We start from the raw sequence: 26,427 nt of genomic DNA, 5'->3' as shown, positions 1-26,427 counted from the left end.
AAAGCGAGTGCTAACACTCGCTTTTTTATTGCCTTTATAAGGGCTATTTAGCTTTCTTTTCGCTGCTATTAGCTGGTTTTATTAAGCCAACACCTTCGCGAATAATCATTAGGCCTACGCTGACTAGTTTCACACAAACCCAAAGGAATACAACTAATACAATAACCTTAATAAAGGTTTGAAATATCTCGAAAAATTCTTCGCTTACTTGCTCGTTAATCGCGTCGGTATCTGCCATTAGCCATTCAAAGAAGCCTTGCATAAATGGGGCATCATGAGGCAGTGATACTAAACTGATGGTTTGAGGTAATACATAGGCTATTACTGCAATACCCACCACAATAAGCACAATGGCAATAATCAATCGTGAGCGGTCTAACGCCGTGTTCATATACATCCTTGAATCTTTATTAATAGTTTTATTGTTAGTTACCTTACTGTACTAACAAAATTGGTCAAGTGGCTTAATTAGCCTGCTCGATGCCAAAAGCGTGTTGTTGCTCTTCTAGCTGTTCTTGCAGGTCAAACCAGCTTAGCTCAGTTTCTTCGAGTTCGCTCTTAAGTTCTGCTTGTTGTTTTAATAATTTTTGTAGCTGATTTTTGTTATCGGCTTCGTACAGTTCTGGTTCAGCCATTTTTTGCTCGATGTCATCAAGCGTTTTTTGGGCTTTAGCACTGCGCTTTTCTAAACTTTCTAATTCTTTACGAATGCCTTTAGTTTGCTGACGAAATTCTGCTTCGCGACGCTTTTGTTCTTTGCGCTGGTTTACCGGGTTAGCGCTATTTGCAGCACTAGCACTGCTGTTCTCTAATCTATTGGCTTGGGTAAGCCACTGCTGATAATCATCCAAGTCGCCGTTAAATGGCGAGACCTGTTGGCTATCTACCAAGTAAAACTCATCGGTGGTCGCACGTAGTAGCGCTCGGTCGTGCGAAACAATAATCATTGCTCCGGTAAACTCTTGCAGAGCCAGTGTTAGCGCATGTCGCATTTCTAAATCGAGGTGGTTGGTTGGCTCATCCAGAAGTAGCAAGTTAGGCTTTTGCCACACTACCAAGGCCAATACTAAGCGGGCCTTTTCGCCACCGCTAAAGGGGGCTACTTGCTCGAGCGCTTTATCTCCTTGAAAACCAAAGCTGCCTAAATACTTGCGTAGTTCAGCCTCTGTCGAGTTTGGTGCTAAGCGTTGCAAATGCTGCATAGGTGTATCGTCGGGGCGCAGTGTTTCAAGCTGGTGCTGAGCAAAATAACCCACTTTTGCCATTTTGTTTATTTCAACATTGCCAGCGAGTGCTTTAAGTTCGCCTGATAACAGCTTAATAAAGGTTGATTTACCAGCGCCATTACGCCCCAACAAGCCAATTCGGCTGCCGGGAACTAAGTTAAATTTAACCTGTTCTAAAATGGTTTTGTCTTCATAACCGGCGCTCACCTTTTCCATAGTGAGCAAGGGAAGCGGCAAGTTGTCGGGCTCTCTAAAGTGGAAGCTAAACTGCGAGTCGACATGTGCTTGGCTAATCACTTCCATTTTCTCTAGCGCTTTTAATCGGCTTTGCGCTTGCTTGGCTTTGCTGGCTTTATAACGGAAACGATCCACAAAGCTTTGCATGTGGGCGCGCTCGCGTTGTTGTTTCTCATACATAGCTTGTTGTTGAGCTAACTGTGTCGCACGCATTTGCTCAAAGTCGGAGTAACCACCGGTATATTCATTGAGCTTTTGATGCTCAATATGCACGATGCGATTAACGATGTTATCGAGAAAATCACGATCGTGCGAAATAAGGATTAAGGTTCCGGGATAGCGCTTTAGCCATTGCTCTAGCCATACAACGGTGTCTAAATCTAAGTGGTTGGTTGGCTCATCAAGTAACAACAAATCGGAGCGAACCAGCAACGCTTGGGCTAAGTTTAGGCGCATTCGCCAACCACCAGAAAAATCACTCACGCTTTGTTGTTGGCCAGCCTCGCTAAAACCTAAACCAGCCAGTAGCTCAGCAGCTTTGGTTTTTATCTGGTAGCCGCCAATGGTATCCATTTGGGTGTGCAAGGTAGCTATAAGCTCGCCCTCGTCTGATTCTTCAGCAGCGGCGATATCTTGTTCCAATTGGCGAAACTCTTGGTCACCGTCAAGCACGTAATCAATAGCGCTGCGTTGTAGCTCTGGTGTTTCTTGGGCTACGCTGGAAATTTCCCACTTGCTCGGTACTTTTAGGTCGCCTTCATCAACTTGCAGCTGATTTTTAAGCAAGGCGAATAGCGAAGACTTACCGCAGCCATTTTGACCGACTAAACCCACTTTTTGACCAGCGTGAATAGTGAGGTTGGTTTCTGCTAATAGAAATTTGCTGCCGCGCTGCAGGCTAATGTTGTTGGCTACGATCATGGTTGTTGCTATGTGCTGCTAAAAGTATGCAATAATGCCGCTATGATAACCGATGCGGTGAATGCCGCATAGCAACATGGTAGTGCAAACTAGAGTTAACTATGGCAAGACATCGTTTTATTGCTGGCGCAGTATGCCCAGAGTGTAGTGAGCAAGATTCTATTCGTTTAATCGTTGAGCAAATCGACGGTGAAGAGCGCGAGCATATTGAGTGCGTAAGCTGTGACTACCGCGCCGAGCGTCCTAAGCAAGCTGCAGAAAAAGCCGAGCAAGATATTATTGGTTTGTTTAAGCCTTAATGAGGTTTTAGCCTTATCGACTTAAGCAATTTGCGGCTCTATTAAGGCATAGCTTACCCTTTGATTTCGGTAAGCAGTGAGCATAATGCTTATTTTAGTCCAGTTAGCTCATCTGACTTTAAGCGAGAGATTTACCCAGTATCGTTAAGCTGAAGCCTTGGCCATCCATCCAGGCTACATTAGGCAGTTGACCCCAGCGTTGATATTCAAGTTTTTCGAATAGGGCTAGGCTAGGGGTATTGTGACTAAATATGAAGGCAAGTAGGATTTCTATTCCTAGCGCTTGGGCTAAGCTTTCGGCCTCAATTAACAACTTACCGCCTAAACCTTTACCGCGTTGGCTTTCTGCTAGATATAAACTAATTTCAGCGCTATGTTGGTAGGCTGGCCGACCATAAAAATCACTAAAACTTAACCAAGCAATCACCTCTCCTGTTTGTTCTAGCACATATAAGGGGCGCTTAGGATTTTGGTGCTGCTCAAACCAAGCTTGGCGAGAGGTCACCGTTTGTGGCTCTGTGTCTGCCGTTACTTTGCGTGAGGCTATCGTTGAGTTATAGATCTCAACGATGCTGGGCAGATCGGCCTGCTGGGCTAAACGAAATGAATGAGACATAGCTGCGCTTAGTAGTGAGGAGGGGGCGTTTCTTGCTCTTGCGGAGCCACCGCTGCGCTGCCATCACCTTCAAACAGTTTGGCGCGAATCAGTTTAAACTGGTGCTCTAAGGTCTCTAATTGGCTTTGTTGGCTTTGCAATGCAAGGTTTAGTTGCTCGATAGTGTCCTCTTGAAAGGCCAGTTTTGTTTCTAAGCGTTCAATAACACTTTCTAATTCTTGCTGATTCATACTACTTTTTAACCTGCCAAATTTCGACTAACCCACTGGAGCTTGCGCTCGCTAGTTGGCCATTATCAAGCATCGCTGCACTATACACAACAGCGCTTTTGGGGCGGGTTTTCTTGGTAGGGGTGACCAACCAATCTTGTAAGGCTTGGCCACTGGCAACATGCCAAAGGCTAAGCTTTCTGGCAGCTGAACCGGTGATTAGCCATTCACCATTATTAGTAAAGCTAACGTAAGAGAAAATGTTTTGTCTGGCAGTGAGCTTGAGCTTACTCACTTGCTCGCCGCTAGGTAAGGCCCATACTCGCGCAAGTTTGCCGTTGTCAGAAGTAAAGGCATACTTTCCGTCAGATTCTAAAGCCACCGAGGAAACGCGTCCTTGATGAGGGAAACGCAAAATAACTTGCGCGGTTTGGGTATCCCAAAATAAAGCTTGGTAGTCGTTGCCGCCGGTGAGCGCATAGCGCCCGTTGGCCGACAGTGCAACAGCGTTGATTTTTTCGCTGTGGCCTAAAAACTCTAAGCGGCGGCCAGATCTCAAGTTAAGGTGAATAACTTTGCCATCGCCTAGGCCAATAAGTACCTGCTGACCATTACTCGATAACGCGATATCACGGATGCTTGATTCACTGAGTTTCCAATACCCTAGGGCTTGTCCGCTATTTATGTCCCACACCACAAAGTCATCACGACTGGCGCTAATGGCAAACTGTTGGCCTTCGGCAATTTTAACTAGAAATACTTGGTTATTTTGTTGGTTTTGATGATCCCATTGAAACAGCTGACGTTGTTGCTTTACATCCCAAAGGCTTAAACCATGATGGATAGAAGAAACTAAACTCAAGCTACCATCACTCGAAAAATCGGCTGCATAAGCGCCGTCGGTAGCTTGTTGCCAGCTACTTAGCGGGGGAGCATCGTCACTACAGCTGCTGAGGAGCAAAGCGATGCCATAAATCACAAACAACTTAATAAATGTCATTTTTTTACGTTTTTTTACGGAACTGTCACTAGGTTGTGTTGACTAATAGGGTTAGTATAAGGGCTTTGTCGGCTAAGTGTTTAATTATTCATAATGATCTTGCACGCAATGCCACAGATTTAATGCGACTCTATTGGAGATAAATGAATGAAAAAGTATTTTGCCGTGTCGGTTTTAGCCGCCTCGATTTTTGCCGTAACTGGCTGTCAGGAAGAAAAAGCTGAAGCTCCAGCGGCAGCGCAAGTTGCCTTAGAAAATGTAGACCAGCAGCAAGCATACGCGATCGGTGCCTCTGTTTCTCGCTACATTGCGACAACTCTAGAACAGCAAAAAGAGCTTGGTCTTGAATTAGACAACGCATTGGTTCTTAAAGGTATGCAAGATGGACTTAGCGGCGAAGTTGCTATGTCTGAAGAAGATATTCAAGCTTCTCTTAAAGCACTAGACGAAAAGCTAGCGGGTTTAGTTGAAGCAAAAGCTGCTGAAGATGCTGCAGCTGCTAAAGCAGAAAGCGATAAATACCTAGCTGATAATGCAGCGCGTGAAGGCGTAACGGTTACTGATTCAGGTCTTCAATTTGAAGTACTAACTGATGCAGAAGGCGATAAGCCAAGTGCAGCAGATACTGTAACTGTTCACTACAAAGGTACCCTAACTGACGGTTCTACTTTTGATAGCTCTTACGACCGCGGCGAGCCAGCAACATTCCCACTTAACCGTGTAATTCCTGGTTGGACAGAAGGCGTTCAGCTAATGTCTAAAGGTGCGAAGTACAAATTCTTCATCCCTTCTGAGTTAGGTTACGGTGAAAACGGTGCAGGTAGCATTCCACCAAACTCTATCTTGGTATTCGAAGTTGAGCTAATCGACATCGAGAAAGCTGATGCTCCAGCTGAAGAAACGCCAGCTAGCTAATTAAGCGTTAAGCTAAACAAAAAAACGCAGCACTAGGTGCTGCGTTTTTTTATGGCTAAGCAAAAATAAAAAAGACCGTCATAGGCCTTTACTTAAAATTATTCTGCGGCTGCGCTTTGCTGGCTATGTTGGTAAAGATGATCCAGTAACTCATCTTCGATAGCAAAGCGAACTTCCATCTCTTGACCCAGTAGTGATAGATCTTTATCAAAACTACCAAGTTCTAAATCTTCGTTAACCTCAGCGTACTTATCATTAAAGGCTAGTGCAGTGTCGGTTGTTTCGGTGATCTGAGGGAGCAGCTTTTCTCCAGGAAGAGTATCGCCATCGTTGGCACATTCACTAACGATTTGCTCGTAGATTTCAAAATGCCCAGTCGAGGCGTAGTCAACTAACTGTTGGCAAAACTGGGTAATTTGAGGCAGTGCGGGTAAAGAGCGTTCGTCACTGTCGTAAGGTGGCAGCCCTGCTAATTCACAATAAGCGATGAGTAATTGTTTTCTGGCATCTAGCCAAGCATCAATAACTTGACTAGCGCCTCCCCATTTGGCTTGAGCTTGTTCTAGTTTGCTTAGCATCGCCCTTGCTCCTAGTTCCCTAATTTATGTAACTATAACTAAATAAAATCGCGGCTTTCGTCAACCGATATTTAGTTTAAGTGCGGCTTGGCTAAACATTTGTCAGTCGGGAAAAGCTTGTTATGTAGTGTAAGCTTGGTCATTATTCGCTAATTGAGCAAGCGCGCGATAAAAAGGACCAACCGTGAATAAGCAATTTGGCTGGTGGTTTTTCACCTGTGGTAACCAAATATTAGTTATTCCTCAAGGGGAGCGGATCCCCTATGGCGATGTTGACGATTTACCATTGCCTGACTTGGATTTTTCCAAAGTTGAACGTTTTTCCCATTATCAAGGGGAAGCATGTTTACGGCTTGAACTTGCCGAGCCTATTGATTTAGGCATGGGTGAGTGGATAGAGCTACGTGCCAGCATGGCGGTATTAAATAGCCAGCTGTTTGACTTAGTGGGAAAAGCCCAACAATTTGCCTTGTTCCTTAAAACGCATCGTTTTTGTGGGAGTTGTGGAGAGGCCTTAGAGCGAGTGGACTGGGAACTGGCAATGCAATGTCAACAGTGCGGCTTTCGCGCTTACCCACGTATTTCTCCGAGCATTATTGTATTAATTAGCCACGGTAATAAAGTGCTGTTGGCTAATCATCGGCGTCATCAAAAACAAGAACAACCGATTTACACAGCCATTGCTGGCTTTGTGGAAGCGGGCGAAACTCTTGAGCATACTGTTCACCGTGAGGTACGCGAAGAGACAGGCTTACGGATAAAAAATCTGCGCTATTGGAAAAGCCAACCTTGGGCATTCCCGCATTCTTTAATGGCCGCTTATTTTGCTGAGTACGATGAGGGCGAAATACAGATAGACCGTCGAGAATTAGCCGACGCACAGTGGTTTGATGTAAGCCAACTGCCACATTTGCCACCACCTGGCACCATTGCTCGCGAAATGATTGACCATTGGAGTGAGCAAGTTACCCACAATTAGTGAGAATCCGGTACAGAATTACCCATTGCTAGTGCTAAAGGCTTGAGTTGTTAAGGCAGCTAGTTACAATGCTCTAGCTAAAATTTTAGATAATTGGGAAAGGTATGTCGGAACTCAAAAACGATCGCTATTTGCGCGCACTGTTAAAGCAGCCAGTTGATGTGACACCAGTTTGGATGATGCGTCAAGCTGGGCGTTACTTACCAGAGTATCGCGAGGTTCGCGCTGGCGCCGGTGATTTTATGTCGGTATGCCGTGATGCCGATTTAGCCTGTGAAGTTACCTTGCAACCTTTACGTCGTTTTGATCTGGATGCCGCCATTTTATTTTCAGACATACTTACCATTCCCGATGCTATGGGCTTAGGTTTGTACTTCTCGACTGGAGAAGGCCCTAAGTTTGAACGCCCTGTCACTAGCAAAGCGCAGGTAGAGGCCTTAGGTGTGCCAGATCCTGAGCAAGAGCTGGGTTACGTAATGAATGCAGTTCGCACCATTAAACGTGAGCTAAAAGGTGAAGTGCCTTTGATTGGCTTCTCTGGTAGTCCCTGGACTTTGGCGACTTACATGGTTGAAGGCGGTACAACCAAATCTTTTGCAGGTATTAAGAAAATGGCCTTTAGTGAGCCAAAGACCCTGCATATGTTGTTAGATAAACTGGCTGACTCGGTAATTCTATATCTGAACGCCCAAATCGCTGCTGGTGCGCAATCTGTGATGGTATTTGATACATGGGGCGGGGTGTTGTCACCACGTGATTACAACGAGTTCTCTTTGCAATACATGCACAAAATCGTGAGTGGTTTAACCCGCAATGTAAATGGACAAGCTGTGCCGGTGACCTTATTCACTAAAAATGGCGGCCAGTGGTTAGAGCAAATTGCTGCTACTGGTTGTGATGCAGTTGGCCTAGATTGGACCATTAATATTGCTGATGCTAAAGAGCGCGTAGGGGACAAGGTTGCCCTGCAAGGCAATATGGACCCATCGATGTTGTATGCGCCAGTAGAGCGGATTCGTGAAGAAGTACAAACTATTCTGGCAGGCTTTGGTGAGGGTAGTGGCCATGTATTTAACTTAGGTCACGGTATTCACCCAGACGTAAACCCAGCGCATGCTGGGGCATTTATTGATGCTGTGCATGAGTTTAGTGCTAAATACCACAAATAGATTTTTGTGTGGCTCCGCCCACATATTACAAAGTTAAATAACACATATAAGCAGTATGCTTAGTTGTTACACTGAAAATCGCTCGCTATTGCAAGTTAATTTGCTATAGTGAGCGTCTTAGAACTCTTTACGGATGAAGTTCGTTTATACCCGTAACAGAGAGCTTGACGTTATGAAATCCCCACTACAAATAAGCATTGTTGTTGTATTAGTGCTGATCGTTGTTGTCACCTACAAACTAAAAAGTGTTGGTGAATCGAATCTACATCCTTATATTTCTTCGCATTTTTCTAAAAGCGAACCAGAAAATCTTGCGCAACCTTTACGCTTAACGCAGACTGAGCGCATTAACTAAACAAATAGCGCTGTAATTGTTGTGATGTTTTTAAGCTTTCTGCTTATTGGTGCCATTGCTGGCTTAATGTCGGGACTGTTTGGTATTGGCGGCGGTCTAGTTATTGTGCCGGTGTTAATTGGTAGCTTTGGCGCAATGGGCTTTGCCAGTGATTCAGCCATTCACCTCGCTATTGGTACCTCTTTAGCGTCGATTATTGTTACCGCAAGTAGTGCCAGCTATGCCCATTACTGCCGAGGCTCGATTGACTGGCAAGTAGTGAATCGTTTAGGCATTGGACTAATTGTTGGCTCAATGTTTGGCGCTTGGCTTGCCACGCAATTACACGCCGATCACTTAAGTACTTATTTTGCTGGCTTTTTGCTGTTTATGGCTGCTTACATGGCGTTTGGTCGCACTCCTAAGGCACAAAAAAGTTTACCTGGGCCGCTTGGTACAGGACTGTTAGGCACACTGGTAGGAAGCATTTCAGCAATGTTTGGCATTGGTGGCGGTACCATAACCTTTCCTAGCCTTAGCTGGTTTGGTGTGCCAGCTCCCAAAGCCGTGGCAATTTCTGCGGTATGTGGCTTACCCATTGCGCTGGTAGGCACGATATCTTATATCTACAACGGTTGGCATGTTGCCGAACTACCTAGCTGGAGTTTGGGTTATGTTTATTTGCCGGCATGGTGTGGCATAGTATTAACCAGTTCTATTTTTGCTCGTTTGGGCAGTCGTTTGGCGTATCGCTTGCCAGCGAGACGCTTGAAACAAGCCTTTGCACTATTGTTGCTAATAATGGCAATTAAGTTACTCACAGAATAAGGTTTTATATATGAAGCAGTTGATGTTGGGCATATTGTTTTCCTTGAGTAGTATTTATGGCGCTTATGCAAACGATGAGGTATCTCAAGAGTATTTGGGCGAAGTGCTGGTGGAGTCTCGAGAAGGCCTTTATCAAGATCCTCCCGAGCAAGATTATGCGCGTTTAGTCGCTTTTGGTTTAGACACGCGTTATAGCGTTTTTGTGAGAAGTTGGTTGTACTTTGAGTTGCAAATGGTGACCCAAAAAATAAGCCTACAGCCAGACGATGAAGCAGCTAAAGCGCGCCAACAAATTCTTTTCAACTTACGCCGTCAAATTGATTTAGAATAAGCCCGATTTCAACAAGGAGTATGCATGTCGTTACTGTTAGCTATCACCATTTTGGTGTGTGATGTATTTGCCATCGTAAAAATCATAAAAAGTAGCGCTGAAGTAGGGCGTAAGTATTTGTGGGTATTTTTGATTTGCTTGCTGCCATTGGCAGGCTTTTTACTGTGGTTAGTTAAAGGACCAAAAGATTAAGCCGATTTAACCTGCTCTAATAATTGCTGCATTTGTTGGTTGTTATAATCTAGCACCACTAATTCGGAGCGAAATAGAGCAGGCAGTTCTACTATTGTAATTGCCGCTAATAAGCCTAAACCAAGCAGCCCAGCGCCTAAGGCTACCAGTAGTATTGCAATTATGGATATTACTAAATTAACCGCACCACGTAGCCATTTCCCCAAATAAAAATGATGCAAGCCAGCCAATAACAGGTAGTTAAGCACTGCGTAGCTGTCGGGATCTTTCACTTGTTTTTGCCAGCGCTGATAAAAATGCTTACGTTGCTCTTGAGGCAACAGAGCAATTTGCTCCCGCAATTGCTCTTGCCGCTGTTCTACTTGCTCGCGATGCAACACCTTTAACGACCTAAAGTGACAATTACCGTTTCGCGGCTCCAAAAAAGCCAAAAACGGCGATTTTCGATTACCTGAAATACCAACTGCCAGCCATCAGCGGCTTCTTTATTTAAGGTCGCTTCTACTTTTTGCAAAGGCATGCCCGATGCGCCTAAAAACAGGGTGCCAAGAGCGCCTTCGGTAATTGCTAAAACTTTGTATTCTTTAAACGCCATGATTTCTCTCTTCATTTAACTTTAGCGTCGACTATAAGCTATGCTTAAAAGCAAAACCATCATTAACCACTAAACAAAAGCTATGCTAATGTTAATTAACGGATGTTGTTTTGAACAATATGTTTTTAAAGGGATTGTTAGGCAGCGTACGGAACTGAGTACATAGGTAGAAGTGCTTTAGCTAGGCTAAAGTTGCTATTTGTTGCTATTGTTACGTAAATGGCTAAGCCTTAGGGACCTACTATGAAAGTAACCATGCTTTATTACGATGAGGATAACCCGTTGTTGTTGCAACAGCAGGTATTGTCGGGGCTAAACCAAAGCAGTAAAGGCCGGGTGATTATTCCTAATGACGATAAAGTGGGTAAAATTATTATCGCTATTCTTGATGGAGAGGTAAAAGTGCTTAACTCTCTGGGAGATCGCGCGTTTGCGGCTTTTGACTTAGAAAAGCAAATTGCTTTTGAAGGTGACTCGTAAACACCGCTAAGGGCAGCGAGCCTTCGCTGCCTACCGTTTCTGGCTAATAACCCTTCGAAAAATCTACTCTATCTGTTAATTCTTCCCCTGCTAAATAGTTCTCCAACTTGCTAGCAAATAGCTCAATGATATCGCTCACTCGGCTGGGCGCTGCGATATGGGGCGTAATAATACAATTACTTTGCGACCATAAAGGATGGCTTTTAGGCAGTGGTTCTGGGCTAGTCACATCCAAAATAGCGGTAGCTTTGGGCTTGGCTTCTAAAAAGGTGAGTAGTGCCGTTTGGTCTAGTGTGTCTCCGCGACCCACATTAAAAAACACTACCTCATCGGCCAAGCTAGCAAAAAACTTCTCGTTTAATAAACCAAGGGTTTGCGGAGTATTAGGCAACACCGCAACCACTACTTTAGCGGTGGCACATATTTGTTTATGTTGTTCAAAGTTGGCCACTTGGGTAAACGGTGCTTTGGCTGCGCCGCTATGGCTTAGAGCAACCGTGCGCATGCCAAAATGATTAGCGGTAGTTGCCAAGTGTTGGCTAATATTGCCACTACCAACGCTGCAAAATGTAAGGCCTTGCAAACTACGGCCTGGTTGAGTTTTCCATAGCGCTTGCTGTTGTTGATGTTGATAAGTTTGATGCTGCTGAGTGTGAGCTAATAGGTAAGAAAATACATATTCGCTCATCAAAGGGCCAAATACACCGCGGCTATTGGTAAGTATGTAGTGTTGAGGTAGGTGATTTTTTAGTAGTGCATCGACACCCGCAAAACTAGAGTGTAACCATTTCAAGTTTGGCATTTGGGTGACGATGTTGGCTGCCTCGCTAGGCGTAGCTAATAGGATTTCACTCGCCAACGCCGCTTTGTTCAACAAGCTTGCTTGTTCAGCATAAAACCATTGGCATTGAGGGAAACGCGGGCTTAAAGCCTCGACATACCGCTGAGCTTGAGGAGTTACAATGGTAATTTGCATATGGCACCTTGTGGTTGAATAAGACTAAACTTCGCTAAGCAAGCGTGCTGGTGTTAAGCTGCATAGCAAATTAGCCCTGATTATCTTAATCGTTTTATTGAGTGCGGAGCAAACCATGCTTACCCCTTGTGATATCGACCGTTTAGCCCAGTTAAGCAGTAAGCAACAATCACTTTATTGTTTAGCTTTATGCCAACGCATGGCGCCAAACTACTTATTGTTTTGCCAAGCTGCAGAGCTGGAACACGACAGTGACTTTAACAAATTACTCAGTCTATTTTGGGAAAGCGCACTGCATCCTAAAACCAAAATTAACTTTTCTGCTCAGCGTGAGCGCTTTGATAACTTAATCCCAGACCCACAGAGTTACGACATGTATGGCGTTTATCCTGCCTTAGATTGTTGTGTGGTGGTGGAGTGCCTATTTAATGCTTTACTTGAACCAACTGGTCAAGAAGCTGAACAAGCTAGTCAAACCTCATTAGCTAGTGTTTTAAGCTTGTTAGAGCTGCAATTTGGAGAACAAACAGAACAAGAGATCTTGGCGCAAGATTTAGTGATACAAGAGTTGGCTTTTCAAAGTGAATTACTTGACCTAATTGAGCAACTTGAACTAGGCAAAGCGTCTATGCAAGCCTTGAAAACGCTGGCTGCTAACCAAGGTGTGAGCAATTTAGGGATCTGTTTAGAAGACAATGCTTAAGGAATAATCCTCTTTTAAGCGGTGTTTTTGTGACTGTTTACGCATAAATTGGTTAAAGCCCCGCCAAACAAGGCTCTAAAGAAGAAAAACTCTTTGCGCAGCGTTTTTTTTTCTCTTAAAGTGAAGCTGGATTATTTAAAAACGAACATAAAGGATTTAGACATTATGAACAAAACTGAACTAATTGATGCTATTGCTGAAAAAGCTGACCTATCTAAAGCTCAAGCTAAACTAGCACTAGAAACAACTTTAGGTGCAGTAACTGACGCGCTTAAAGAAGGCGACCAAGTTCAGCTAATCGGCTTTGGTACATTCAAAGTTAATCATCGTGCAGCGCGCACTGGTCGCAATCCTCAGACTGGCGCTGAGATTCAAATTGCAGCAGCCAATGTACCTGCCTTTGTAGCTGGTAAAGCATTAAAAGACGCTGTTAAATAGTTTCTTTAAAACCAGCCCTCAACTCTGAGGGCTGGTTTTCTTCAATATCCCCTTTCCCATCTCTAGACACTTTCAGTAAGATACCTGCAATACCTACTCAATTGGCTAGCGCCTACATTGAATTAATCTTGTAACTCTTAGGAAGTGTATGAAAGCCTTATTGGTCGTGGCACACGGAAGCCGCCGTCCTCAATCAAATCAAGAAGTGGTTGAGCTGGCAAAACAGTTGGCTGAAAAGCTAAGTCATTACTCTCAAGTACATGCTGCTTTTTTGGAATTGGTTGAGCCTACGATTCCACAACAGATAGAACGTTGTTATCAGGCTGGCGCTAAACAAATAACTTTGTATCCGCACTTTTTAGCCGCTGGTACACATGTGGTGAATGACCTGCCACGCATTATCGAACAAGCCACTAACGAGCACCCAGGCCTAACTATAGAGCTGTTGCCACATTTGGGCGGCTTTGATGGCTTGGCCGAGTATATTAGCCAAGCGCTCTAGTTGATATTGGTTGAGTTGAGTTCGCTCGGCTTGGCCTTATAGTTTGCTTAAAGCAGTAAGCCACAGCTTCAAGTTCGCTGTGGCAACTTAGCCGAGCTTTTATACCAAAAGCTTTATGTGGCCTGTCTAGTTGGGTTTACTTAAGCCGTATGCTTAGAATCTGAAAAATCGCGTAATCGCTCTAGCAACTGAGATAAATAATGTGGGTGCGCCAAGCGCAGTAAATCATTCCAATTGCGATAGGTGAGTGTTTCTTTTAGCAGCAACACTACTTTGGTTAGCGGAGCCGATCTAAGTAGCTCTGGGCGATACAGGTAGTCACCTCCCTCTTGTACAAACCAAGAGCTCGATTCGAAATGCTCAAAAAGCTGCTGGCGCTCGGCTGTTTCTCTTAGTACGGCCAGTTGGTTTAGCTGATCAAGTGAGCGAATGCTTAGGCTTATGCCGGCTAACTCATCAATGTGATGTTGCTGTGGCAAGCTGCGCAGAGAGAACAAATGTTCCATTAATGCTTGCGATGCATTAGACGGGGTTTGGTTGGACGGGTAGGGAACTACGTTGTCGATACTCATCGGCTATCTCCTAATTTTCAACCTCCTTGTTGATTAATATTGCAGCGTTATAAATGGATGATAGCGCTTTCAAAAACTCAATCAAGCAAATCGCGGTTATTGCTGGTATGTAAAAAATGAATAAGTTAATTAAACCCAAGAAAACTTTTACAAGAAAAAGTATATAAGACTAAGGTCGAGGTGTAGATGTAATAAACTTCGTCTAGGCTGTTTGTTTATCATCTCTAAAATAACTAGAAATACCAGTTGCAGGGAGCACACAATGCAAGACTACCAAGCCAAAGACATGGAGTTGTCATTATTACCCACAAGAAGACGACGCAATAGAAGAAATTCTCTGGCTAAATCGGACCTAGATGTAAACGTTTCCACTAAGCTTAGAGACAATCAGCAAGTTAATAAAAGAGCATTTTCCACTGTCTCCGAGAGTTGTATTGTGCAGTGCTTAGACTGAGATCTAGGTCTGCTAACTAAGTAGCGGCTACGTTTGCTGATAATACTTGGCAAAGCGGCTGCGTTTTGTTGTAGTGTGGCAACGTTTATTTTGAGAGATAGTTATGAAAGTTGCTAAAGACACAGTGGTTCGCTTTGAATATACCTTACATGAAACCGATGGTGCTCTATTAGAGAGCACTAATGGCGAAGCTGTAGCTTATTTACACGGGCACAAGTCGATGATTCCTGCCATTGAAGAGGGCTTAGAAGGTAAAGAAGCCGGTGCCGAAGTTGCCTTGAGCTTAGCCCCAGAAAATGGCTACGGTGTGCGCAACGAAGAAGCCGTGGAGCGAATTTCTGTTAAGCACTTACAGGGCGCTAAAAACTGGAAGGCCGGTATGCCAGCTGTGGTGCAAACAGAGCAAGGCCCACGTCAAGTTACGGTAGTTAAGGTTGGCAAGTTTATGGCGACTATTGACACCAACCACCCCTATGCAGGCAAGCATCTAGACTTTGCTATTAAGTTAGTTGAAGTGCGAGCCGCCAGTGAAGAAGAGATCTCTCATGGCCACGCCCATGGTGCTGGTGGTCATCAGCACTAAACGGTCTACTCGCGCAGCAATGCTGCGCGAGCGTTAGTTTAAGCGGGTTGTGGCTGGCGTTGTTCCTCAGTGATTAGTTGCTGATTGAATGCACACAACAGGGCTTTAAGGCTGGCGGTTAGTATGTCTTTATCAATTGCTACACCTAGGTAGCGTTTGCCCGCTATTTTGGTTTCTATGTAACATACTGCTTCTGCTTCAGCGCCTTTACTCAAGGCATGCTCGTTATAGTCTAGCACTTCTATCTGTTGCTTAAACTCGGCGGCTAATCCATTCACAAAGGCTGCTAAAGCGCCGTTACCACTGGCTTGAATATCACAGCGCTGCTGCTTACGCTCAATCAATACTTGGATCTGCTCTTGTTGTTGGTAGTTAACCTGATAATTAGTTAACTTGTAGCCCTGCGCTTGCTCCAAATAGTGATTGTTAAACAATCTCCAAATTTTCTCAGGACTGATTTCTTCACCACTTTTTTCTGCATCGGCTTGCACTATCGCGCTAAATTCAATTAAGGCCCAACGAGGTAACTGAATGCCGTAATCCTTATCTAAAATGTAAGCAATGCCGCCTTTACCCGATTGACTATTAATGCGGATCACTTCCTGGTAATCGCGGCCCAAATCAGCCGGGTCTATAGGTAAGTAGGCAACATCCCAGTGTTGGTCGGCTTGTTGAATGTCTAAACATTTCTTAATTGCGTCTTGATGGCTACCCGAGAAGGCAGTAAATACCAGCTCGCCCACATAAGGGTGGCGTGGGTGAACCGGCAATTGGGTGCAAAACTTCACTACTTGGACTATTTCGTCGATGTCGGCTAGATCTAATTTAGGATCGATACCTTGGCTATAAAGGTTCATTGCCATGGTTACGATGTCCATGTTACCAGTGCGCTCGCCGTTGCCTAACAAAGTCCCTTCAACGCGGTCGGCTCCGGCTAGTTGGCCCAACTCAGCTGCTGCAATGCCACAACCTCTGTCGTTGTGAGTATGCTGGCTAATAATAATGTCTTCGCGATGGGCAATGTGCTGAATAAACCATTCGATTTGGTCGGCATACACATTGGGAGTAGACATCTCAACGGTAGCGGGCAAATTAAGAATGATTTTCTGCTGTGCTTTGGGGCGCCACTGGGCCACAACCGCGTTGCAAATCTCTACGGCAAAGTCTAACTCAGTGCCGGTAAAGCTCTCGGGGGAGTACTGAAATTGCCAATTAGTGTGTGGATTTTGGTCGGCATGTTTTTGTAGTTCTTTAGCGCCTTGCACTGCAATATTAATGATGCCAGCTTTGTCTAATTTAAATACCTTATCGCGCTGCACTTTTGAGGTGGAGTTGTACAAATGCACAATGGCATTTTTTACTCCCTTTAATGCTTCAAAAGTACGGCTAATCAAGGCCGGACGAGCTTGAGTTAATACTTGAATCGAGACATCATCAGGTATTTGATTTGTTTCAATTAACCAGCGTACAAAATCATAGTCTGTTGTAGAGGCGGCTGGAAAGCCCACTTCTATTTCTTTAAAGCCTAATTTTATTAGCAAGGCAAACAAACGCTGTTTTTGCTCTACCGACATCGGCTCGATTAGGGCTTGGTTGCCATCACGTAAATCTACACTACACCATTGTGGAGCTTGATTAATGCTGTTGTTTGGCCATTGGCGATTGGTCAACGCGACCGGTTTAAATGAAGCGTATTTATTGTGATTAAACTGAGACATTGCGACATCCTTGATATTGGAAAGAAAAATAGAAAAGCCAGTTTGCAGCCAGCGCTTGGCTAGTTAATGCGCTGACTGTGGCTTAGTCGCAGAGTGAAAGTCATAGTGTTTATCCCAGAAAACTAATATGGATAAAGTGTAAAGAATAACCTAGGGAGAGTGCTTGCTAAGATTGTTGGATATGAAGTGTTTTGAGCAATTATTGCTTCCCCTTGTGAAAAGGTAAGCAATAATTGTCTCTATAGGGACTTTATTGTAGTGTCGAGAAGATTACTGAACAGTTTTGTTGTAAACACGAACCGCTTCATCGGAGTGGTTAAATAAATAACACTCCGACAGTTCACAGCTAAGCGTTATGTCGGTAAACCGAGCAACTTGGTGATCGCCATTTACGTGCACTTTAATCCCATCAATATCACCTAGCTGACCAAATAAGTAGGTAGCATTACCTAGGCGTTCACTTACTTCGTTTTTGAAGCCAAGTTTTAGTGCGCCAGTATCATCTAAACGCAAGTGCTCAGGGCGTATGCCCAACTTGAGTTCTTCGCCTACGGTTACGCTGTTATCGCGAACTGTAATAGTGATGTGTTGGCCATCTGCCAATTGGATATCAGCTTGGTCGCCTTCCAAGGCATGAACTTTACAAGGCATAAAGTTCATCTTTGGTGAGCCAATAAAGCCAGCTACAAAAAGATTCTCAGGGTAGTTGTAGAGCTCAAGTGGCGAACCTACTTGTTCAATATTACCGGCCCGTAGCACCACAATTTTGTCGGCTAAAGTCATTGCTTCAACCTGATCGTGGGTTACATAAATCATCGTGGTTTGAAGTTCTTTATGTAGCTTGGCTATTTGTAAACGCATTTCAACCCGCAACTCAGCATCTAGGTTAGAAAGAGGTTCATCAAAGAGGAAAACACGAGGATCACGAACGATCGCGCGTCCAATCGCAACCCGCTGACGCTGACCACCAGATAGCTCTTTAGGGGTTCTTTGTAACAAGTTTTCCATCTGCAAAGTTTTTGCAGCCATGTTCACCCGCTTATCGATTTCAGCTTTTTCTACGCCGTTCATCTTCATGCCAAAACCCATGTTCTCGGCAACCGTCATGTGTGGGTAAAGGGCATAAGATTGGAATACCATTGCAACCCCGCGCTCTGCGGGGTCAACATTGTTAACTACTTGATTATCAATGCTTAACTGGCCGCCTGAAATGTCTTCTAGACCAGCAATCATACGCAGTAGGGTAGACTTACCGCAGCCCGAGGGCCCAACAAATACTACAAACTCTCCGTGTTTAATATCTAGGTCAACGCCGTGAATCGTTTCAATTTTGGCGTAGCGTTTCACTAAGCCGGTAAGTGTTATATCTGCCATTTTCTATCCCTATCTTTGGTTGCTTTTAAATCTTAGCAACGGAACAAGTATGATGTTGATCATAAATCTTACTTTACCTTAACATTCTCCTTGTGAAAACGTTTACTTGTCACAATTTTTGATCTAAGTTTGATTATAACAATAGTTAATTGACTGCTCGTAAGGGTGGTTAAAATTGCTGAAATGCGATGTGTATCAAGGGTAAACCGCTATTTATAGCTATATTGTTTGATACCTGCAGGCAAATAAGGAACATGGAATGGCGTCGAGTTCTTCAAATAAATCTCCAGAAAATGCTGTTAATTCAGCTTCTGAGTTGGTTGCGGGTAAACGATTACGCGCTAGTGATGTCGCACCTTGGATGTTTTTAGGTCCGGCATTAATCATTTTTTCCATTTATGTGTTGTTTCCAGTTTTAGAAAGTATCTGGCTCAGCTTTTTTGAATGGGATGGCCTGGGTGAAAAAACCTTTATTGGGTTTGGAAACTACATTGAATTGTTCGACAGCGATCAGTTTTGGACAGCCTTAACCAACAACATTATGTGGATGGTGTTGTTTATGTTGGCACCGCCCATGGGTTTAGCTATTGCACTATTTCTTAACCAGCAGGTTTACGGAATTCGCCTGGTAAAAGCTTTGTTCTTTTTTCCCTTTGTTATTTCGCAAGTAGTTGTAGGTTTGGTGTTCTCTTGGTTCTACGACCCAAGCTTTGGTGTTTTGAATAGTGTGATCACTTTCTTTGGTGGCGATCCGGTTTCTATTCTAGCCGACGAAGACTTGGTGACTTACGGCATTATCGCCGCCGGGCTTTGGCCTCAAATCGCTTATTGCATGATTTTGTACCTCACAGGCCTCAATAACTTAAATCATGAGCAACTTGAAGCTGCGCGTTTAGACAACGCCAAGGGCTGGAAAATGCTGTGGTACATCGTGTTACCGCAATTAAGGCCAGCAACGTTTATTGCCATTGTGGTAACCGTGATTGGCGCACTGCGTTCATTCGACTTAGTGGCCACAATGACCGCGGGTGGTCCGTGGGGCAGCTCAACAGTATTAGCATACATGATGTATGAAGAATCAATTTTCAACTATCGCATGGGTTACGGCGCAGCGGTGGCTGTAGTGCTATTTTTAATTATGGATATCTATATCGCTTACTTCTTGTGGCGGATGATAAGGAGTGAGAAATAATGTACCCACGTCCTATAGAAAAGGCGTCTGCCTTCACTAACATTAGCTACCGTGTGGCATTGCCGATTTCGATTGTATTGTGGCTGCTGCCATTGCTGGCAGTAATGGCAACCTCGGTGCGCTCGCTTAACGATATTAACCAAGGTAATTACTGGGGCTGGCCAAGTGAGTGGATGTTAATTGAAAACTACACTCAGGTATTTACTTCTACGCCGATGTTCCAGTACCTGATGAATAGCTTAATCATTACGCTACCAGCGGTAGCCGGTTGTGTAGCCTTGTCTACCATGGCGGGTTTTGCTCTGGCTAAATACAACTTTAAAGCCAACATTTGGATCTTCGCCACTTTTATTGCGGGTAACTTTGTGCCGTTTCAGATTTTGATGATCCCGGTGCGTGATTTAACCATTCAGTTTGGTTTATACGATACTCACTGGGCGCTTATTTTATTCCATGTGGCCTTTCAAACAGGGTTTTGTACCTTGTTCATGCGTAACTTTATTGTTGGCTTACCTACCGAGTTGATTGAGTCTGCGCGGGTAGAAGGCGTAAGTGAATTTAAGATTTTTTGGCACATTGTATTGCCATTGGTAAAACCGGCTACAGCGGCGTTAGCGGTACTGGTGTTTACCTTTATATGGAACGATTTTTTCTGGGCCTTGGTACTGGTACAAAGTGATGAAGTGCGACCAGTTACCGCCGGTCTCAGTGCGTTGCAAGGTCAGTGGTTGGCATCATGGCAGTTGATCTCAGCTGGTGCAGTAGTAGCGGCCTTACCTCCGGTCATACTATTTTTTACCATGCAACGTCATTTTATTGCTGGGTTGACCCTCGGGGCAACTAAAGGCTAAACACACCCTCAAGCAATAATGAGGGAAGTAAATAAATCCTGCTCAAGGACAACAAAACTAAAGGAATGTAAATGATGAGTAAACTAAAACAATGTGGTCAAGCCTTAGCGCTAGCTACTTTAATTGGTGGCTATGCTAACGCTGGCGAACTGATTATTAACTCTGACGCTTCTGACCCTGCACCTAAAGCCGCATTTGCAGAAATCATTGCTGAATTTGAAAAAGAGTACCCAGACATTAAAGTGAAGTACAACTTGTATGATCACGAAGCCTACAAAACTACCATTCGTAACTGGCTAGTAACCTCGCCGCCAGATGTTGTGCATTGGTATGCAGGTAACCGTATGAAAGCCTTTGTTGATAAGGGCTTGTTTGAAGATGTGAGTGACCTTTGGCAACAAAACGACATGGCTGCAGATTTTGCAACAGCTGCGCCTGCGATGACTATTGATGGTAAGCAATGGGGTGTTCCTTATACCTATTACCAGTGGGGCATTTACTACCGTAAAGACATTTTCGAAAAATATGACATCGAAGAACCCTACTTATGGGAAGAGTTAGTTGAGGCGTCTAAAATTCTTAAAGAGAATGGCGTAGCGCCTATCGCTATTGGTACTAAGTACCTATGGACAGCAGCCGGTTGGTTTGATTACATGAACCTTCGCGTAAATGGTTTAGATTTCCACATGGAACTGATGGATGGCAAAGTGCCTTACACCGATCCTCGTGTTGTGAAAACCATGGAAAAATGGAAAGAGATGATTGAACCTGGTTACTTCTTAGAGAACCACGCATCATACTCATGGCAGGAAGCACAGCCGTTCTTATACAACGGTGAAGCAGCCATGTACTTAATCGGTAACTTCATTACCCCTAACTTCCCAGATGAAGTGAAAGATAAAATGGGTTTCTTCCAGTTCCCTATTATCGACCCAACGGTGGGTGTAGCAGAAGATGCACCGATGGATACCTTACATATTCCAGCTAAAGCCAAAAACAAAGAAGATGCTAGAAAATACCTAGCGTTTATGGCGCGTCCTGAGAATCAAACTAAAATCAACAAAGCCTTGTTACAAATTCCACCTAACAAAAAAGCTAAAGCTGAGGACAATGAGTTCTTAAATAAAGGTGTGGCGATGTTGGGTTCAGCTTCAGGTACGGCGCAGTTCTATGACCGCGATACCGATCCTGCTATGGCTAAAGCCGGTATGAAGGGTTTCCAAGAGTTTATGGTACACCCAGATCGCTTAGATAAGATTTTAAAAGGTCTTGAGAAAACACGTCAGCGTACGTTTAAGTAATCCCAGATAAGTTTTCCTTAACTACATATCCATAATAAAAAGCCCTGTTTAACAGGGCTTTTCTTGTTTAGAAGTTAAAGGCTGCACCAATATATAGGCCCTTAGTAAAATCTAAATCGGGTTCGTTAGCGTAACGGAATTGAATAGCGCGATAGCCAAGGTATACATCTGCCTGCGGCATGATTGAGTAAGCAATCTTGGCGTCTAAATCGTAGTAACGGTTTAGCTCGCTGCTGGTTAATACCGAAGGAGCATAATAAGCGCTGCCCGATATTTTTAGGTTTTGGGCAACGGCAATACTGTAATCGCCACCAATGGCGAAGGCATGCGGGTTTTCACGGTGGTTAGCCCACAGTTTGGTAAATTTTGCGCCAATGGCAAATTTATGGATGTCTTGTTGGTGAGTCGCTTTTATGCCGAAATCTGCTAAATCACCCTCTGGGCGAGAGTACATGTAGTTAGCTGACATCTCTGCACCAGGTGCAATTTGCGTTGCAAAACCTGTTTCAAAAACGTCGTTATTAAGATCAAACTTAATTGAACTCGCCAAGGCTGCGGTACTACTTACAGCGAATAGACTCGCCGCTAACAAAGAACGCTTAAACATAATTCTCCTACAATAAGCTCTAATCAGACAAAAACGCGGAGATCATACCATTTATCTAAGTTATTATCTGATTACATTGCATTTATCGAATATAAAATCTAACAAACTTAAATCTTCAGGTTATTTAAACAAGCTGCTTAAGCGCTGCGTTAAGCTTTTAAAACAAAGTAAATCACTTATCTGTAGCAAAAATCAGTGACGATGCTAATTGTGGCCTATAGTTAGGCTGCAGCAAGATGACTTGCATTTGTCACTAAATGTTTGAAAAGGAGAGCAAACATGCCGTTGTTTAATCGATTAATTGCCGAAGGGATCGGCACGTTTTGGTTGGTATTAGGTGGATGTGGTAGCGCAGTTTTAGCCGCAGCCTTCCCCGAAGTGGGGATTGGTTTAGTAGGTGTGTCGATAGCCTTTGGTTTAACCGTGCTGACTATGGCTTTTTCAATTGGTCACATATCTGGTTGTCACTTAAACCCTGCCGTTACCATAGGCTTAACGGTTGCTGGGCGTTTTTCTAAAGTTGATGTGTTTCCTTACATTTGTGCCCAGTTACTGGGTGGCTTTGTGGGGGCGATTATTTTGTATTTAATTGCCAGTGGTAGCGGAGATTACGACCTAGCAAGTCATGGTTTAGCCAGCAATGGCTACGACATGCACTCACCGGGTGGTTATACATTAGTGGCCGCATTAGTATGTGAGATAGTGATGACCTTTATGTTTCTATTCATTATTTTGGGTGCCACCGATGAACGCGCACCAGCGGGGTTCGCCCCTATCGCAATTGGCCTGGGTTTAACTCTTATTCATCTGATATCTATTCCGGTTACTAATACCTCGGTTAACCCAGCACGAAGCACCGCCCCTGCGCTAATTGAGGGTGGCATTGCCTTGGGGCAACTTTGGTTATTTTGGGTAGCTCCTATTATTGGGGCTGTGTGTGCTGCACTTATGTACAAGCAAGTGTCGGCTAAAAACTAGCTGCTTATTCGTTTCAACACCTTAAAGCCTTTCTTATTAGAAAGGCTTTTTTATTGCACTCGACTTAGGGCTTAAACGCTGTATGAGTCAGGCTAAGGCTCTGTTATCATTCTGTTAATGAAACTAAAGTATGACTTTAGGTTTCAGTGACACAACATAATAATAATCACTAAAGTACTACCTACACATAAGGATTTATCATGAGAAAAGGATTGCTCTGTTTTACTGCGTTATTGGCGAGCTGTTTTTCTATTAATGCTATTGCAGAGGGCAAGGTTTATAAGCTTAAGCTAGCTGAATCTTGGCCAACTAAATTCCCGCTACTTGATACTGGGGTGCAACGTTTTGCCAAAATGGCCGAACAGATGTCGGATGGGCGGCTGGTGATTCGTGTTGATTCTGCCAACAAACACAAAGCACCTTTGGGTATTTTTGATCTTGTAAAAAGCGGTCAGTACGACATGGGCCACTCGGCGTCTTACTACTACAAAGGCAAAGTGCCTAACACCATGTTTTTTACCACCATGCCTTTTGGTATGACGGCGATGGAGCAACACGCTTGGTATAGCTATGGTGGTGGCAAAGAACTCATGGCGAAGGTGTATGAGCCGCATAACTTGCTAACCTTCCCAGGTGGCAATACTGGGGTGCAAATGGGCGGCTGGTTTCGCAACGAAATTAACAGTGTAGATGATCTACAAAATCTGAAAATGCGTATCCCAGGTTTTGCTGGTGAAGTGCTGGCTAAACTAGGCGCTACGCCAGTAAACATTCCGCCAGCTGAGTTATATACCGCTCTTGAACGTAATACTATTGACGCTCTAGAGTGGGTTGGGCCTTCGTTAGACTTACGTATGGGTTTTCACAAAATTGCCCCTTATTACTACACCGGTTGGCATGAGCCAGGTTCAGAGAACATGTTTCTTGTGAACAAAAAGAAGTTTGAATCTCTACCAGCAGATTTGCAGGCCATTTTAGAAACGGCAATGCGCGCCACAGCCTTTGATATTTATGTAGAAGCCACAGCAATGAGCACCAATAACTGGGCAACTATGTTGCAAGAGTACCCAGACATTAAAGTGCGTACCTTCCCTAAAGAGGTTCTCGCTGCATTGAAAAAAGCCAATGATGAGTTGCTAGCGGAACACGCCGCCCGTGATCCATTAGCTAAAGAGATTATCGAGTCGCAGCAAAGCTTCACTGAAAAAGCGCGTGCTTACACACTTATTTCTGATCTTGGTTACCTAGAGAGCACTAAAGATTTGTAAATAACGGATAATAAAAAAAGCGGCTTAAGCCGCTTTTTTTGTATTTGATATTGCTTACTGGTTAATTTGAATAACAATGTTACCGGTAGCACCTGCTTGCATAACTGCTTGATGGGCTAAAGTGGTATCGGCCAACTTAAAGCTTTGGCTTATTACAGGACGCACAAAACCGGCTGTGGCACCCGCATATATCGCCGAGTGTATTTGAGTAAGCTGTTTGCTATCGGCATTTGCTAGCGCCATACCCATTACGCAGGCGTCTCGCGCCATTAAATCGCGCGGATTAATTTCTACGCTGCCGCGACTACCTATTATTACCACTCTTCCACCTTTATTAAGCAAGGGAAGGTCATCGCCTAGGTTTTGATTTGCCAGCATCTCCAAAATGACATCAACCGCTCCGGCTTGTTGTAGTGCTTGATAATGTTCTGTTTGGTGGTGATTGGCCACAAGGTCTGCACCTTGTTGTTTCAATAAGGCTAAACCTGCATCACTACCTGCAGTAGCAAACACTCTGCATCCTGCCGCTTTGGCTAATTGAATTGCCGCCAAACCTACTCCGCCACTCGCGCCATGAATCAACACTGTTTCAGCTGCTTGAACCTTGGCGCGAATAAACAAAGCTCGCCAAGCTGTTGCGTAAGGTGTGCCTAAACAAGCGCCTTGTTCAAAGCTTAAGCCATCGGGAAGGGCGTGAACTTGCTGTGGGCTAGCTAAACATAATTCAGCACTGGCGCCACTTATGGTACCTGCACAATACACGCGTTGCCCTAACTCGAAGCCTGTTACCTTGGCGCCCAACTGGACAATAGTACCTGCGGCGTCTTTTCCCGGAGTATGGGGAAACGTCGCGGTGTAATTGTTAGTACCAGCAACGATGTAAGTATCTACAGGGTTCACGCCAGCGGCCTCAACCTTTATGAGGATCTGCTCGGCATTTGCTTGTAAGTCGTCAATTTGGTTAAGGCTAAGTGTGTCGCCATGATGTTGAGCTTGAATAGCTTGCATTGTTACTCCTTCTATTTAGGGGCGTTGTTTTTTCCTAGCGTAGCTCAATTAATTGCAGGAAAAGCTGAGTGAAGTAACAGCTTAATGATCTTTTTGCTGTTAGTTAGCAAAGAATTTTTGAATGGCGTGCTAAGAAAAATGTAATGAAAGTGTTTTCAAAGAGGCGATTTGGTAATTTTATTACCAAAAGCTAAATTTAATAATATTGAAATTAAATTTCATAATACTAAATGTGCGTTGTGTCGCATAAAATTAAAACCGTAAGAGAAAGTTAGTAACAAAAAGCATTTGCCAGAGGTTATTTTCTTTCAGAATTAACTTAAACATAAAGGTGAACATATTATGGAATTATTCGGATTATATTACGCTCTTCGCGCTAAAAACGTTAACAACGAACAAACAGTAGCTCAACGTAGCCGCTAGTTAAACAAGTAACAATAGGAAACAAATTATGTACGATTTATTTGGATTAGTAGCCCTTAACTACTTTGGATACAACAAAACTGAAGAACAAAAACTTCAAGAACGTAGCCGCTAAATTAAACACTAATATAGAGAGAATGATTATGATGGATTTTATGGGTTGGGTTGCACTAAGCTACCTACAAAACAAAAAAACTGAAGAACAACGCATTGCTGAATTAAGCCGTTAATTTCAGAACAACGCTAAACCGAAATAGTTAAATAGAAATAGTTTTACAGTAAGAATGATGTAATCGCCGATCAGGCGAACCAGCTCTCCTCAACCTCCCTGAGGAAGCAAATACAATCCCCAGTAGTATTTTTCAATCAACAACTAGATTTGAATCTTCCCACAACTAATTGCTTGAACGTTACAACCTAGATCCCGATTAGCTATCCAACTCGAGATACTCTTTAAAAGCCTCAATTCGAAGCAGTTTTTTTTCATGGCGGTACGAATTTTTCTTCGATTTAAGAAAAATTATATTGTTTGCTCGCAAAACCAGTAATCCGGCTGCTTAGCTTGGCCTA

Annotated in this window: 32 protein-coding genes; 18 read left to right on the top strand and 14 right to left on the bottom strand. The window is 43.8% G+C overall.

Annotated features, from left to right (window positions below; genetic code table 11):
- Nucleotides 1-43: 43 nt before the first annotated feature.
- Both ACYFDN_RS20295 and ACYFDN_RS20290 read right to left on the bottom strand, forming a co-directional pair.
- Entirely contained in the window at nucleotides 44-391 is a 348-nt protein-coding gene (locus ACYFDN_RS20295) for a hypothetical protein (protein ID WP_016402123.1), read from the bottom strand.
- 73 nt (nucleotides 392-464) lie between these two features.
- Complete coding sequence (locus ACYFDN_RS20290; protein WP_483512491.1) at nucleotides 465-2,384, bottom strand: ABC transporter ATP-binding protein; 1,920 nt, start codon at nucleotides 2,382-2,384, stop codon at nucleotides 465-467.
- Between the two features lie 101 nt (nucleotides 2,385-2,485).
- Here ACYFDN_RS20290 and ACYFDN_RS20285 point away from each other — a divergent pair, with 101 nt between their 5' ends.
- Nucleotides 2,486-2,683, top strand: coding sequence for a YheV family putative zinc ribbon protein (locus ACYFDN_RS20285; RefSeq protein WP_016402121.1), 198 nt, complete (start codon nucleotides 2,486-2,488; stop codon nucleotides 2,681-2,683).
- Nucleotides 2,684-2,801: 118 nt separating this feature from the next.
- Here the strand turns inward: ACYFDN_RS20285 and ACYFDN_RS20280 are convergent, their stop codons facing one another.
- From ACYFDN_RS20280 to ACYFDN_RS20270, 3 genes are read right to left on the bottom strand one after another with little or no spacing between them, the layout of a single operon-like run.
- Complete coding sequence (locus ACYFDN_RS20280) at nucleotides 2,802-3,299, bottom strand: N-acetyltransferase family protein (protein ID WP_483512490.1); 498 nt, start codon at nucleotides 3,297-3,299, stop codon at nucleotides 2,802-2,804.
- An 8-nt stretch (nucleotides 3,300-3,307) separates the two neighbouring features.
- Entirely contained in the window at nucleotides 3,308-3,529 is a 222-nt protein-coding gene (locus tag ACYFDN_RS20275) for a SlyX family protein (RefSeq protein ID WP_016402119.1), read from the bottom strand.
- Between the two features lies 1 nt (nucleotide 3,530).
- A complete protein-coding gene (locus tag ACYFDN_RS20270; RefSeq protein WP_483512489.1) occupies nucleotides 3,531-4,508 on the bottom strand; it encodes a WD40 repeat domain-containing protein in 978 nt (325 codons plus the stop codon).
- Nucleotides 4,509-4,655: 147 nt separating this feature from the next.
- On the opposite strand from ACYFDN_RS20270, the gene fkpA reads away from it, so the two are divergent.
- Nucleotides 4,656-5,423 (top strand): FKBP-type peptidyl-prolyl cis-trans isomerase, encoded by a 768-nt coding sequence (gene fkpA / locus ACYFDN_RS20265; RefSeq protein ID WP_016402117.1) that lies wholly within the window; start codon nucleotides 4,656-4,658, stop codon nucleotides 5,421-5,423.
- Nucleotides 5,424-5,521: 98 nt separating this feature from the next.
- Here the strand turns inward: fkpA and ACYFDN_RS20260 are convergent, their stop codons facing one another.
- Nucleotides 5,522-6,001, bottom strand: a complete 480-nt coding sequence (locus ACYFDN_RS20260) for an Rsd/AlgQ family anti-sigma factor (RefSeq protein ID WP_016402116.1) — start codon at nucleotides 5,999-6,001, stop codon at nucleotides 5,522-5,524.
- Between the two features lie 184 nt (nucleotides 6,002-6,185).
- Here ACYFDN_RS20260 and nudC point away from each other — a divergent pair, with 184 nt between their 5' ends.
- From nudC to ACYFDN_RS20230, 6 genes are all read left to right on the top strand, one after another.
- Complete coding sequence (nudC, locus tag ACYFDN_RS20255; protein ID WP_483512488.1) at nucleotides 6,186-6,980, top strand: NAD(+) diphosphatase; 795 nt, start codon at nucleotides 6,186-6,188, stop codon at nucleotides 6,978-6,980.
- 104 nt (nucleotides 6,981-7,084) lie between these two features.
- Complete coding sequence (hemE, locus tag ACYFDN_RS20250; RefSeq protein WP_483512487.1) at nucleotides 7,085-8,149, top strand: uroporphyrinogen decarboxylase; 1,065 nt, start codon at nucleotides 7,085-7,087, stop codon at nucleotides 8,147-8,149.
- A 172-nt stretch (nucleotides 8,150-8,321) separates the two neighbouring features.
- Entirely contained in the window at nucleotides 8,322-8,504 is a 183-nt protein-coding gene (locus tag ACYFDN_RS20245; protein WP_016402113.1) for a hypothetical protein, read from the top strand.
- Between the two features lie 24 nt (nucleotides 8,505-8,528).
- Nucleotides 8,529-9,311, top strand: coding sequence for a sulfite exporter TauE/SafE family protein (locus tag ACYFDN_RS20240; protein ID WP_016402112.1), 783 nt, complete (start codon nucleotides 8,529-8,531; stop codon nucleotides 9,309-9,311).
- Nucleotides 9,312-9,321: 10 nt separating this feature from the next.
- Complete coding sequence (locus ACYFDN_RS20235) at nucleotides 9,322-9,642, top strand: hypothetical protein (RefSeq protein ID WP_016402111.1); 321 nt, start codon at nucleotides 9,322-9,324, stop codon at nucleotides 9,640-9,642.
- A 24-nt stretch (nucleotides 9,643-9,666) separates the two neighbouring features.
- Nucleotides 9,667-9,834 carry a PLDc N-terminal domain-containing protein gene (locus ACYFDN_RS20230; protein ID WP_016402110.1) on the top strand — a complete coding sequence of 56 codons (168 nt, stop codon included), beginning with the start codon at nucleotides 9,667-9,669 and terminating at the stop codon, nucleotides 9,832-9,834.
- Here the strand turns inward: ACYFDN_RS20230 and ACYFDN_RS20225 are convergent.
- Together ACYFDN_RS20225 and ACYFDN_RS20220 are read right to left on the bottom strand one after the other, a co-directional pair.
- The gene (locus ACYFDN_RS20225; RefSeq protein WP_483512486.1) at nucleotides 9,831-10,214 is read right to left on the bottom strand and encodes a TM2 domain-containing protein; all 384 of its coding nucleotides are present in this window, start codon (nucleotides 10,212-10,214) and stop codon (nucleotides 9,831-9,833) included. The genes ACYFDN_RS20230 and ACYFDN_RS20225 overlap by 4 nt on opposite strands.
- 2 nt (nucleotides 10,215-10,216) lie before the next feature.
- Nucleotides 10,217-10,429 carry a DUF4177 domain-containing protein gene (locus ACYFDN_RS20220; RefSeq protein ID WP_016402108.1) on the bottom strand — a complete coding sequence of 71 codons (213 nt, stop codon included), beginning with the start codon at nucleotides 10,427-10,429 and terminating at the stop codon, nucleotides 10,217-10,219.
- Nucleotides 10,430-10,672: 243 nt separating this feature from the next.
- Here ACYFDN_RS20220 and ACYFDN_RS20215 point away from each other — a divergent pair, with 243 nt between their 5' ends.
- Nucleotides 10,673-10,909, top strand: a complete 237-nt coding sequence (locus ACYFDN_RS20215; protein WP_016402107.1) for a TIGR02922 family protein — start codon at nucleotides 10,673-10,675, stop codon at nucleotides 10,907-10,909.
- A gap of 43 nt (nucleotides 10,910-10,952) precedes the next feature.
- Here the strand turns inward: ACYFDN_RS20215 and ACYFDN_RS20210 are convergent, their stop codons facing one another.
- Complete coding sequence (locus ACYFDN_RS20210; protein WP_483512485.1) at nucleotides 10,953-11,885, bottom strand: D-2-hydroxyacid dehydrogenase; 933 nt, start codon at nucleotides 11,883-11,885, stop codon at nucleotides 10,953-10,955.
- 115 nt (nucleotides 11,886-12,000) lie between these two features.
- On the opposite strand from ACYFDN_RS20210, the gene ACYFDN_RS20205 reads away from it, so the two are divergent.
- The 3 genes from ACYFDN_RS20205 to ACYFDN_RS20195 all read left to right on the top strand — a co-directional run bounded on the left by ACYFDN_RS20205 (nucleotide 12,001) and on the right by ACYFDN_RS20195 (nucleotide 13,528).
- A complete protein-coding gene (locus ACYFDN_RS20205; protein ID WP_483512483.1) occupies nucleotides 12,001-12,588 on the top strand; it encodes a YjaG family protein in 588 nt (195 codons plus the stop codon).
- Between the two features lie 165 nt (nucleotides 12,589-12,753).
- The gene (gene hupA / locus ACYFDN_RS20200) at nucleotides 12,754-13,026 is read left to right on the top strand and encodes a nucleoid-associated protein HU-alpha (RefSeq protein ID WP_016402104.1); all 273 of its coding nucleotides are present in this window, start codon (nucleotides 12,754-12,756) and stop codon (nucleotides 13,024-13,026) included.
- A gap of 148 nt (nucleotides 13,027-13,174) precedes the next feature.
- Nucleotides 13,175-13,528, top strand: coding sequence for a sirohydrochlorin chelatase (locus tag ACYFDN_RS20195; protein WP_152785781.1), 354 nt, complete (start codon nucleotides 13,175-13,177; stop codon nucleotides 13,526-13,528).
- A 140-nt stretch (nucleotides 13,529-13,668) separates the two neighbouring features.
- On the opposite strand, the gene ACYFDN_RS20190 is transcribed toward ACYFDN_RS20195, so the two are convergent.
- A complete protein-coding gene (locus tag ACYFDN_RS20190) occupies nucleotides 13,669-14,100 on the bottom strand; it encodes a hypothetical protein (protein ID WP_483512482.1) in 432 nt (143 codons plus the stop codon).
- Nucleotides 14,101-14,657: 557 nt separating this feature from the next.
- Here ACYFDN_RS20190 and ACYFDN_RS20185 point away from each other — a divergent pair.
- Nucleotides 14,658-15,137 carry an FKBP-type peptidyl-prolyl cis-trans isomerase gene (locus ACYFDN_RS20185; RefSeq protein WP_220719202.1) on the top strand — a complete coding sequence of 160 codons (480 nt, stop codon included), beginning with the start codon at nucleotides 14,658-14,660 and terminating at the stop codon, nucleotides 15,135-15,137.
- Nucleotides 15,138-15,175: 38 nt separating this feature from the next.
- Here the strand turns inward: ACYFDN_RS20185 and leuA are convergent, their stop codons facing one another.
- Both leuA and ACYFDN_RS20175 read right to left on the bottom strand, forming a co-directional pair.
- Entirely contained in the window at nucleotides 15,176-16,855 is a 1,680-nt protein-coding gene (gene leuA, locus ACYFDN_RS20180; protein WP_483512481.1) for a 2-isopropylmalate synthase, read from the bottom strand.
- A gap of 270 nt (nucleotides 16,856-17,125) precedes the next feature.
- Nucleotides 17,126-18,229: an ABC transporter ATP-binding protein gene (locus ACYFDN_RS20175; protein ID WP_338623582.1), complete on the bottom strand. Its 1,104-nt coding sequence runs from the start codon at nucleotides 18,227-18,229 to the stop codon at nucleotides 17,126-17,128.
- A gap of 259 nt (nucleotides 18,230-18,488) precedes the next feature.
- On the opposite strand from ACYFDN_RS20175, the gene ACYFDN_RS20170 reads away from it, so the two are divergent.
- From ACYFDN_RS20170 to ACYFDN_RS20160, 3 genes are all read left to right on the top strand, one after another.
- On the top strand, nucleotides 18,489-19,421 hold the full coding sequence (locus ACYFDN_RS20170) for a carbohydrate ABC transporter permease (RefSeq protein ID WP_016402098.1): 933 nt from the start codon (nucleotides 18,489-18,491) through the stop codon (nucleotides 19,419-19,421).
- Nucleotides 19,421-20,272, top strand: a complete 852-nt coding sequence (locus ACYFDN_RS20165) for a carbohydrate ABC transporter permease (protein WP_016402097.1) — start codon at nucleotides 19,421-19,423, stop codon at nucleotides 20,270-20,272. The genes ACYFDN_RS20170 and ACYFDN_RS20165 overlap by 1 nt, the downstream gene beginning before the upstream one ends.
- A 71-nt stretch (nucleotides 20,273-20,343) precedes the next feature.
- Complete coding sequence (locus ACYFDN_RS20160) at nucleotides 20,344-21,573, top strand: ABC transporter substrate-binding protein (RefSeq protein ID WP_016402096.1); 1,230 nt, start codon at nucleotides 20,344-20,346, stop codon at nucleotides 21,571-21,573.
- 67 nt (nucleotides 21,574-21,640) lie between these two features.
- Here the strand turns inward: ACYFDN_RS20160 and ACYFDN_RS20155 are convergent, their stop codons facing one another.
- Entirely contained in the window at nucleotides 21,641-22,180 is a 540-nt protein-coding gene (locus ACYFDN_RS20155) for a YfaZ family outer membrane protein (RefSeq protein WP_016402095.1), read from the bottom strand.
- A gap of 279 nt (nucleotides 22,181-22,459) precedes the next feature.
- On the opposite strand from ACYFDN_RS20155, the gene aqpZ reads away from it, so the two are divergent.
- Together aqpZ and ACYFDN_RS20145 are read left to right on the top strand one after the other, a co-directional pair.
- Nucleotides 22,460-23,158: an aquaporin Z gene (aqpZ, locus tag ACYFDN_RS20150; protein WP_016402094.1), complete on the top strand. Its 699-nt coding sequence runs from the start codon at nucleotides 22,460-22,462 to the stop codon at nucleotides 23,156-23,158.
- Between the two features lie 200 nt (nucleotides 23,159-23,358).
- Nucleotides 23,359-24,426, top strand: coding sequence for a TRAP transporter substrate-binding protein (locus ACYFDN_RS20145; RefSeq protein ID WP_483512480.1), 1,068 nt, complete (start codon nucleotides 23,359-23,361; stop codon nucleotides 24,424-24,426).
- A gap of 54 nt (nucleotides 24,427-24,480) precedes the next feature.
- Here ACYFDN_RS20145 and ACYFDN_RS20140 read toward each other — a convergent pair whose 3' ends face one another.
- Complete coding sequence (locus ACYFDN_RS20140) at nucleotides 24,481-25,434, bottom strand: NADPH:quinone reductase (protein ID WP_483512478.1); 954 nt, start codon at nucleotides 25,432-25,434, stop codon at nucleotides 24,481-24,483.
- Between the last annotated feature and the right edge of the window lie 993 nt (nucleotides 25,435-26,427).

This window comes from Agarivorans sp. D1326 (assembly GCF_056958115.1).
Note: the sequence above shows the minus strand (reverse complement) of the source record. Positions and strands in the feature narration are given on the sequence as shown.